We start from the raw sequence: 9,049 nt of genomic DNA, 5'->3' as shown, positions 1-9,049 counted from the left end.
TATGACTCCATCAGGTATGGTATCAACGAAATCGCTGATTACTCTGGCTAAATGATTATTAGGAATAGAGAAATCTAAGTTGAGTGTCAAAGTAGTTTGACCTGTGATATAATTTTGATGCATGAAATTCCACCTTCTTGTTTTTATTTTGTGGTGATTTAATAATATCAAGGCTGGAAGATAATGTATAGAAAAAATCCGTTAGAACAAACGAGTTCTAACGGATTTTCTATTTTAAATATCTAGTTTTTTCCCAGACATTTTTGATGTGATGTGAGTATTAAATTTTATACTACATATATATTTTAATCGTATTTTTGGTCTATGACAATTGTTAATTATTGATTTAGCAAGGATTTTGGGGAGGAATTTTAAGAATTACATTGGCTTGTGAAAGAGGAATTCTAATTGCTTTCACTATCCTTATACCATTTGGAAAATACCAACATATTAATTATTAGTAGAAAGAATTGCATAATAAAACAGCATCCCTCTTGCAAGGATGCTGTTTTTGTATATTGTTGTGTTAATCTCGATCTTTACTGTTGGAAGTAATAACTTTCTTAAATGAGTCTTTAGGAATACCTTCTGTATTAGTTAAAAATCTTTATTTTGGAAAACAACATAGTTTCTCGTATTAAAACGATTTCGAGAAGTAGAGTATTCGATTGGTTGTCCATTAGTAAGCCAAATTATTTGTTCTAGTTCTAAGATTGGATCATCTTGCTTAGCCTCAAGATATTCTTGGTCCCACTTAGTGGCTTTACTTGCTCGGATTTTACGATAGGCTGTACCAAATTTCAGCTCAAGTTTTTGATGAATATAGTTATAAATTGAAGACTTTATAATATTTTCATCAAGTGTAGGAACTAACTTAACAGGCATATAAGTGTGTTTCAGTATAAATGGTTTACCATTTAAAAGATACAAACATAAGATATCATAAACTGGGGCGCTACTTTTAAGACGCAAATTATTTTGAATTTGTTTATCTGGAAACTTAATTAAAAAGTTGATTACTTTACTAGTAATCTTTTCTTTTCCGCAGTTTTCTTGTAAACTACTTAATTTGCTTGCAGAAACATCGTACTCAGTTTGAATTGGAATTTTTCCTAAGACAAAAGTACCCAAGCCGGATTGTTTATAAAGAAGGCCCTTACGTTCAAGACCATCAAGCGCTTTTTTTACAGTCAAACGACTCACGCCTAATTCTTTTGCAAGGGCTTCTTGATCAGGGAGGGGCTCTTGAGCTGGATAAGTCCCATCCTCTATTCGAGTTCTAATAGTTCGAGCTATCTTTAGATATTTTATTTCAGCCATCGCTAGGCTTGATGGTCGATCTTTTTATAAAGTTCAACCATTTCTTTGGCTAAGTCTATGAAGGTAATTGCAGTCATTAAATGATCCTGTGCATGCACCATATATAAGTCAACTTTAACATGATCACCTTGGGCTTCTTTAGTTAGCATGTCGGTTTGAACGTTATGAGCATTAACTAAGTCTTTATTTGCTTGTTTTATAAATTCATCAGCTTTGTCAAAATTTCCTTCTTTAGCCGCAGTAATTGCTTGCATAGCAGCTGCTTTAGCATTCCCGGCTTGCATAATAATTCCCATCACAACTTGCATATTATCTTCTTGTGCCATTTTAATCCTCTCCTTTAGTAGATGTTATTAGTCACTAATTAATGCTTGAGCAGTAGCAAGAACTTTTTCACCATTCATCATCCCATAATCCTGCATATTGATAACATCCATTGGAATACCGGCAGCATCAGTTATTTGTTTAACACTGTCTTTCATGTATTGGACTTGAGGTCCTAAAAGCAATACATCGGGATGTTCAGTATCTAATTCATCTTGAATACCAGAGGCTGCGGTAGCAAAAATCTTGTAGTCTTTACCTTGTGCCTTAGCTGCTTCTTGCATTTTTGAAACAAGTAATGATGTTGACATACCTGCTGCGCAGGCTAACATAATAGTTTTTTCTGCCATAATAAATATCTCCCTTTTTTACTTTATTTTTATATTAAATCTCAATACATGCACTTTCATTCTCCCTTGAAAGCAGTTTCATTATACAATAAATTTATTGAAAATACATTACTTCCTCAGAAATATTTTAAGCGTTTTCATTAAAGGTATAATTACCTATCATTATCTAACTATTGGCGGTTAAAAGTATATATTTTTGTGTAACCTGAATTTCATCCCAAGTTATTATTATTTTTTGTTATAATTATTAAGATATAGGGGACGACTTGAGGAAGTGAAAACATGGGCCTTAATACACCACAGTCAAAACGTGGCAATTTGGTAAGATACGGAGTTTATTTATTTTTATATTTTATAATTATCGCTTGTAAAATGTGGGGATTATGGAATAAAAAACTTCATATAGCAGGGGCTATTTTCTTTATTTTAATTAGTATATTTGTATTATATTTCTATATTCGACGCTATAATCGTGAGCAACGTTATTTTGAAAAACGGTTTTCAATGCCCTTACTCGGAGATTATGGTTTTACGATTGGAATGAGTATATTTGTGATTGTTTCAAGATTTGTAGTATCTTATTTACAAGCACAAAATAAACTACCAACGGCTTATTTTCAGGTAGTGTATTCTAAAAGTGAGTCCAGTCTATTATTTTGGTTTTTAATTTTTTGTCTGGGTGTATTTTTACCAACTTTGCAGATTTTTTTAAGTACTGGTTTTTTCTTTAATTACTATTTTCGTAACCAAGATTTAGTCAGTGCAGTTGCTGGGATTGTATTTTCAGGTCTCTTTTTTGGGATTTTAAATTTTCAATTTCCAATGGCTTTAGTGGTTGTTAATAGTTTGTATGGAATGCTCTTTGCTTGGTCATATATGTATACTCAAACAATCACTATGCCGATTTACTTGGCAATGCTTAATGGTTTATTTATGGTTGTTTTAATATAAGAATAATAAAAAAGGATTACGATTGAAGTCGTAATCCTTTTATTTTAAGCGGATAGCGTGAATCGAACCCGCATCTTCAGCTTGGGAAGCTGACATTCTACCATTAAACTATACCCGCATAACGAGTAAATTATAGCATTTTTATGAGCGATATGGCAACTTAACTTTTTCTAAATTAACTAAATTATGGTTTTTTATAACAGAAATCTCGCCGCTGAGCCACGCATTAAGATTATTCTCAGCAAGTACTAAAGGCATTCTATCGTGGACTTGGGCATATAATGGAGTAGGCTGGGTTGTAATCATTGCAAAGTGATCTTTTTCGTAAATTCCAGCAATAAAAGTAAGTGGGGAATTTTTTTGAGTAAAAGAAAACTGTTCTTTATAGGTTTTACCGTTATTAGCAGTGTAAGTAGCCGGACCAGCTTCAAAAAATTGATTAGCAATAATAATCCCTGGAATTGAATTATGCCACATAGAACGAGGTTGGATATATTTTTCAAGTCGGGCATTAACTAATACATTTTTATTATTAAATGGATTAGGGTAACCCCAGCTTTTAGGCATGAAACCAACTTTTCCCGTTGGGCTTTTTAATAGAAATAAAGCTTCTTTTTTAGGGAAGATATCTTTTTTAGAGGCATAGATTGTATGCTCCAGTTGTTGATTTGCCAAGGGCAACTTTAAATTTTCTGTTAGATAGTTTTGCATTAATTTTACGTTAGGTTGTTGATAATGATTACACATATGTTGAAGTCGTTAATAATCCTTTCAAAAACTATTTTAGCAATTTCGCCATTAATTAACAGTAAACCGTATTTTTTGCTAGAATGTAAATCATAAAGATAACAAGTTTATATTTATTTAGGAGAAAATTATGGCAAAAGAGATCTTATTAACTGGCGATCGTCCTACAGGTAAATTACATATTGGTCACTATATTGGCTCATTAAAAAATCGTGTAAAACTTCAAAATGAAGGTAAATATGAGCCATATATTATGATTGCAGATACCCAAGCTTTGACTGATAATGCACGTAATCCAGAAAAAATTAGAAATAGTTTAATTGAAGTTGCACTTGATTATTTAGCTGTTGGACTTGATCCTAAAAAATCAACTATTTATGTTCAATCACAAATTCCAGCTTTATTTGAATTAACTGCTTACTTTATGGATTTAGTGACAGTTGCACGTTTGGAAAGAAACCCAACTGTAAAAACTGAGATTAAACAAAAAGGTTTTAAAGATTCAATTCCAGTCGGTTTTTTGAATTATCCTGTTTCTCAAGCTGCTGATATTACGGCTTTTAAGGCAACTTTGATTCCTGTCGGTGATGACCAAGAGCCAATGCTTGAACAAACTCGTGAAATTGTACGTACTTTTAACCGTGTATACAATACTGATATTTTAGCTGAACCTAAGGGTTATTTCCCACCTAAAGGTCAAGGTCGTCTTCCTGGATTAGATGGAAATGCTAAGATGTCTAAGTCATTAGGTAACGCTATCTATCTTTCAGATGATGCTGCAACTGTTAAGAAAAAAGTTATGTCAATGTATACTGATCCTAACCATATTCATGTTGAAGATCCAGGTCAAGTTGAAGGAAATACTGTCTTTACTTATCTTGATGTTTTTGATCCTGATAAGGAAAAAGTTGCCGAACTTAAAGAACAATATCAAAAAGGTGGCTTGGGTGATGTTAAGATTAAGAAGTATTTAAATCAAGTTTTAGAAGCAGAATTGGCTCCAATTCGTGAACGTCGTGAGAAATTTGCTCAGGATACCGATAGTGTTTATGAAATGTTAATTGAAGGTTCTAAAAAGGCTAATGAAGTAGCAAATGAAACTTTGGAGCAAGTTCGTGCTGCAATTGGTTTAAATTATTTTGACCGTAAGTAATAAACAGGGATAGAAGGATTTTTATGTTACGTGATCGTATTCCTTGGAAGCAGTATTTTATGATGCAAGCACTTGTTATTGCCCAGCGCTCGACTTGTGATCGTGCTTTAGTGGGAAGTGTTATTGTTAAAGATGATCGAATGATTGCGACTGGTTATAACGGTAGTGTGTCAGGCCAGCCACATTGTGATGATGTAGGACATTTAATGGTAGATGGACACTGTGGCAGGACAATTCATTCGGAAATGAATGCTTTAATTCAATGTGCTAAAAATGGCATTTCTACTGAAAATACAGAAATATATGTAACCTATTTTCCTTGCTTTAATTGTGCGAAGTCACTAGTACAAGCAGGAGTTAAAAAAATAAATTATTATTATGACTATCATGATGATCCTTTGACTTTAAAATTATTACGCGAAAAGGGCGTTGCGATTGAACAAGTTAAACTTGAAAGTAGGTATTTTGAAAGCTTAGAAAACCATTTAAAGCAGGCAGAAGGTAAAAATGAAGCATAAAATTTCAGCAATCTTTTTTCTTTTGATAGGAATATTTTCATTGGCAGCAACTACGAGTTCTGTCCATGATCCAGTTCATATTTTTAATGAAAGTGTAATTAAGAATGTAGAACAAAGAAATACACAATATCAAAAGACTAAGCAAAAGCCACGAATCTTACTTCGAAGTAGTAAGGGGCAAAATATAGTACAACTAAAACCTAAAGCTAATGAAGTAATTATTGCGGTAGGTCATGGTAAGAGAAATAATGTTCAAATTTTTGCTGGAAAAAACTTTAGCAAGATTCTAACTAGTTCAAAGTGTGGCAATATTGTTCGTTACGCCGGCGATGATTTACGTAGTTCAAATAATAAAAAATTTAATAAGGGAATCAATACTTGCATTAATGCAATTGGTACCTTAATTGCTCAACAATATGAATTAGCAGGAAATAAAAATGATCTGACGCAACAGCAACTGCAAAAGATTGATCATCCTCAAAGTGTAAACATGGTGTGGGGGATAGGAATTGCAATTGTTGCAACTGCTGCATTTACTTGGTATCAAAATTTCAAAATAAAGCATTAAAGTTTTCATGCGGTTGACGAACTCGTCTTTTATCTATAAAGTGTTTATAGTGTTAATAATAAGTAGCAAATAAACTGTTAGGTGAGACTCCTACGTGAACATATGCTGTCGCCCAGCAACATCCAGAGATGCCAACGGGTCAAACAGGGATCGTCGATTTAAGGCCCTCCCCAGCCAGCTAGCTATGGTTATAGCCTTACGTCACGTAGTGTTAAAACTGAACGACGAGTATATATCGCTTAAAAAAGACCGATACAGTATTTATATCGGTCTTTTTTGTTTGTTTGCGACTCTAGAAAGGATGTTGAAATTGTTAAAAATCAACAATTCTAGTAGAAGACTACTTACAGACACCAAGTTGGTGAAGAGAATCGCTCAAGAAGATAAATTTGCAACCTTGCAAAGATTGCAAACCTCGATTAGTGGTTTGACGCAAACTGATGCTAAGCAGCGTTTAGAAAAGTATGGGCCTAATGAAGTAGCTAATAAAAAAGATGATACTAAGTTACACTTTTTTATCCAAGCATTTTTTACGCCATTTACAATAGTTTTATTGATTTTGGCTTTGGTTTCTTTAGTAAGTAATTATTTTTTAGTACCAGTGGGTCAAAGAGATTATAGTACTGTCTTTATCATGTTAACCATGGTAGTAATTTCGGGAATTATTAGCTTTATCCAAAATTTAAAGAGTAATGATGCTGTTGATGACCTATTAAAGATGGTGTCTGTCACTACAAATGTAAGACGTGACCGCAAAAATCAGGAATTACCGACAGAAGATGTAGTAATCGGAGATATTATTAATGTTGCCGCAGGTGATATGATTCCCGCTGATATGCGCTTACTTAGAAGTAAAGACTTATTTTGTTCATCTGCTTCACTAAATGGTGAATCACGTCCGGTAGAAAAAATGGCTAATATAAAGCCGAATCCTGATAAGCTTAATGACTATCTGGATTATCCTAATATTTTATATGAAGGAACAACGATTGTTTCTGGCTCAGGTGTTGGTGTCGTATTTGCGACAGGTGATAAAACACTGTTTGGAAAAATAGCTAGGAACATTTCTAAGACTGAGATAAAAGAAACTACTTTTGATGTTGGAATTAGAAATATTTCTAAACTTTTGCTCGCAATGACGGCAATTATTGCACCATTGGTTTTAATTATTAATGGATTAACTAAAGGAAACTGGTCTAGTGCTTTAATTTTTGCAATTGCAACAGCTGTTGGTCTTACACCGGAAATGTTGCCGGTAATTGTAACTAGCAACCTGGTGAAGGGTTCAATTGAAATGTCGAAAAACGGCACAATTGTCAAAAAGATGAATTCCATTCAAAATTTTGGGTCAGCTGATATTTTGTGTACTGATAAGACAGGTACTTTAACCCAAAATAAAGTGGTGCTGGAACGTCACTATAACTTAAATTTGCAAGAAAAAAAGAAAGTTTTGGAGCTTTCATATTTAAATAGTTATTATCAAACTGGGATGAAAGATTTAATCGATAAAGCGGTGATTGATGCGGCTGGAGATGAGCTGGATGTAAATGATTTGCAGTATCGTTACAATAAAGTTGATGAGATTCCCTTTGATTTTAAGCGTCGACGAATGAGTGTAGTTGTGGCTAATTCAGAAAATGAGCACATGTTAGTCACTAAAGGGGCTGCTGAAGAAATGCTTGCTTGTTGTGATAAGATGGAGCTCAATGGGCAAGTAATGCCACTGACTGATCAATGGCGAGAAAAGGTACGTCAAGAAATTACTGAAATGAATAATGATGGTCTAAGAGTCATGCTTTTAGGCTATAAATTAAATCCCGCTCCAGTTGGCGAGTTTAGTAGCGAAGATGAAAAAGACCTAATTTTGATTGGCTTTTTAGCTTTTTTAGATCCACCCAAGGAAAGTGCTAAAGATGCTTTAAAGCAGTTAAAAAAAGATGGTATTACTGTTAAGATTTTGACTGGTGATAATCAAGCAGTTACTAGAAATGTGGGACTGCAAGTTGGATTTAATGTTGATACTGTCTACTCTGGTAGTGATTTTGAAGGTAAAAACGCTGACGAAATGAAACAGATGGTAGAAGAATGCAACATTTTTGTCAAACTTACACCCGAACTTAAGGCACGAATTATCAATATTTTGAAGAGTAATAACCATACTGTTGCTTACATTGGGGATGGTATTAATGATGCACCAGCGATGAAAGCTGCAGATGTTTCGATTTCAGTTGATAACGCGGTTGATATTGCCAAGGAATCAGCGGATATTATTTTGCTTCATAAAGATTTACGTATTTTGGAAAAAGGTGTCCGCATTGGTCGCCAAATTTTTGGAAATACAATGAAATATATAAAGATTACCCTGTCATCTAATTTTGGAAATATTCTTTCGATTTTAGTTGCGTCTTCTTTTTTACCATTTTTGCCGATGTTACCTTTACAACTTGTGATTCTAGATTTGCTTTATGGAGTTAGCTGCCTATCTTTGCCTTTTGATAAAATGAATCATGGTTATTTAGAAGTACCAAGAAAATGGCATACAAAAAAATTACCAAAATTTATGCTTTATTTTGGTCCTGTGTCTTCAATTTTTGATATTTTAACTTTCTTTATATTATTTAGATACATTTGTCCCAACATAGTTGGAACAAGTTATACAGCAGCTGACTCGGCTCAAAAAGTTTTATTTACAACAATATTTTGTACAGGTTGGTTTATCGAATCTCTTTGGACTCAAGAGATGGTTATTCAAGTCTTACGTGATCCGAGGTTACCATTTATTAAACAACACGCAACTGCACCAGTGTTATGGGCAACAATGGGAGCTGGAGTGATTGGGACGATAATTCCATTTACTCCATTGGCTCATTATTTGAAATTCGGTCCCATGCCAAGTTATTATTTATTAGTGGTTGCAGTGATGTTATTGCTTTATATTGCACTTGCAACGCTAGCTAAGAAATGGTACTTGAAGTCAGAAAAATATTTATTATAAACAGAATATGATTGAAAAATGTCTTTTTATGACGAGTTAAGTTGTAAAGAGACATTTTTAATTATAATTTTTAGTATAAATTAGTTAAGAATTATAATTAAAAATTGTAGAGAGGCAATTAAA

General features: G+C 33.4%; 9 protein-coding genes, 1 tRNA gene and 1 riboswitch. Of the genes, 5 read left to right on the top strand and 5 right to left on the bottom strand.

Translation table 11 applies throughout. From position 1 onward, the window contains the following. Window positions 1-597: 597 nt before the first annotated feature. From HDR40_RS04840 to HDR40_RS04830, 3 genes are read right to left on the bottom strand one after another with little or no spacing between them, the layout of a single operon-like run. Window positions 598-1,320 (bottom strand): GntR family transcriptional regulator, encoded by a 723-nt coding sequence (locus HDR40_RS04840; protein WP_290627073.1) that lies wholly within the window; start codon window positions 1,318-1,320, stop codon window positions 598-600. Window positions 1,321-1,322: 2 nt separating this feature from the next. Then, window positions 1,323-1,646, bottom strand: coding sequence for a PTS lactose/cellobiose transporter subunit IIA (locus HDR40_RS04835; RefSeq protein WP_290627071.1), 324 nt, complete (start codon window positions 1,644-1,646; stop codon window positions 1,323-1,325). A 27-nt stretch (window positions 1,647-1,673) separates the two neighbouring features. Further along, complete coding sequence (locus HDR40_RS04830; protein ID WP_290627069.1) at window positions 1,674-1,994, bottom strand: PTS sugar transporter subunit IIB; 321 nt, start codon at window positions 1,992-1,994, stop codon at window positions 1,674-1,676. Window positions 1,995-2,276: 282 nt separating this feature from the next. On the opposite strand from HDR40_RS04830, the gene HDR40_RS04825 reads away from it, so the two are divergent. Continuing rightward, on the top strand, window positions 2,277-2,945 hold the full coding sequence (locus HDR40_RS04825) for a CPBP family intramembrane glutamic endopeptidase (protein WP_290627067.1): 669 nt from the start codon (window positions 2,277-2,279) through the stop codon (window positions 2,943-2,945). A 47-nt stretch (window positions 2,946-2,992) separates the two neighbouring features. Here HDR40_RS04825 and HDR40_RS04820 read toward each other — a convergent pair. Both HDR40_RS04820 and HDR40_RS04815 read right to left on the bottom strand, forming a co-directional pair. Next, window positions 2,993-3,063 (bottom strand) — tRNA-Gly (locus HDR40_RS04820). Window positions 3,064-3,086: 23 nt separating this feature from the next. Next, window positions 3,087-3,692, bottom strand: a complete 606-nt coding sequence (locus HDR40_RS04815; protein WP_290627065.1) for an SOS response-associated peptidase family protein — start codon at window positions 3,690-3,692, stop codon at window positions 3,087-3,089. A 130-nt stretch (window positions 3,693-3,822) separates the two neighbouring features. Between HDR40_RS04815 and trpS the strand changes: the two genes are divergently transcribed. From trpS to mgtA, 4 genes are all read left to right on the top strand, one after another. Beyond that, a complete protein-coding gene (gene trpS, locus HDR40_RS04810; RefSeq protein WP_290627064.1) occupies window positions 3,823-4,845 on the top strand; it encodes a tryptophan--tRNA ligase in 1,023 nt (340 codons plus the stop codon). A gap of 23 nt (window positions 4,846-4,868) precedes the next feature. Next, complete coding sequence (locus tag HDR40_RS04805; RefSeq protein WP_290627062.1) at window positions 4,869-5,363, top strand: deaminase; 495 nt, start codon at window positions 4,869-4,871, stop codon at window positions 5,361-5,363. Next, window positions 5,353-5,931 carry a TPM domain-containing protein gene (locus HDR40_RS04800; RefSeq protein ID WP_290627060.1) on the top strand — a complete coding sequence of 193 codons (579 nt, stop codon included), beginning with the start codon at window positions 5,353-5,355 and terminating at the stop codon, window positions 5,929-5,931. Before HDR40_RS04805 ends, HDR40_RS04800 begins: the two co-directional genes overlap by 11 nt. 66 nt (window positions 5,932-5,997) lie before the next feature. Continuing rightward, a riboswitch (M-box (ykoK) riboswitch) is annotated at window positions 5,998-6,168 on the top strand. 73 nt (window positions 6,169-6,241) lie between these two features. After that, window positions 6,242-8,926 (top strand): magnesium-translocating P-type ATPase, encoded by a 2,685-nt coding sequence (gene mgtA / locus HDR40_RS04795; protein WP_290627058.1) that lies wholly within the window; start codon window positions 6,242-6,244, stop codon window positions 8,924-8,926. Window positions 8,927-9,049 lie beyond the last annotated feature (123 nt).

The organism is Lactobacillus sp. (assembly GCF_014803895.1).
The sequence above is the reverse complement of the archived record's forward strand: the minus strand, read 5'-3'. Positions and strand labels throughout refer to the sequence as shown.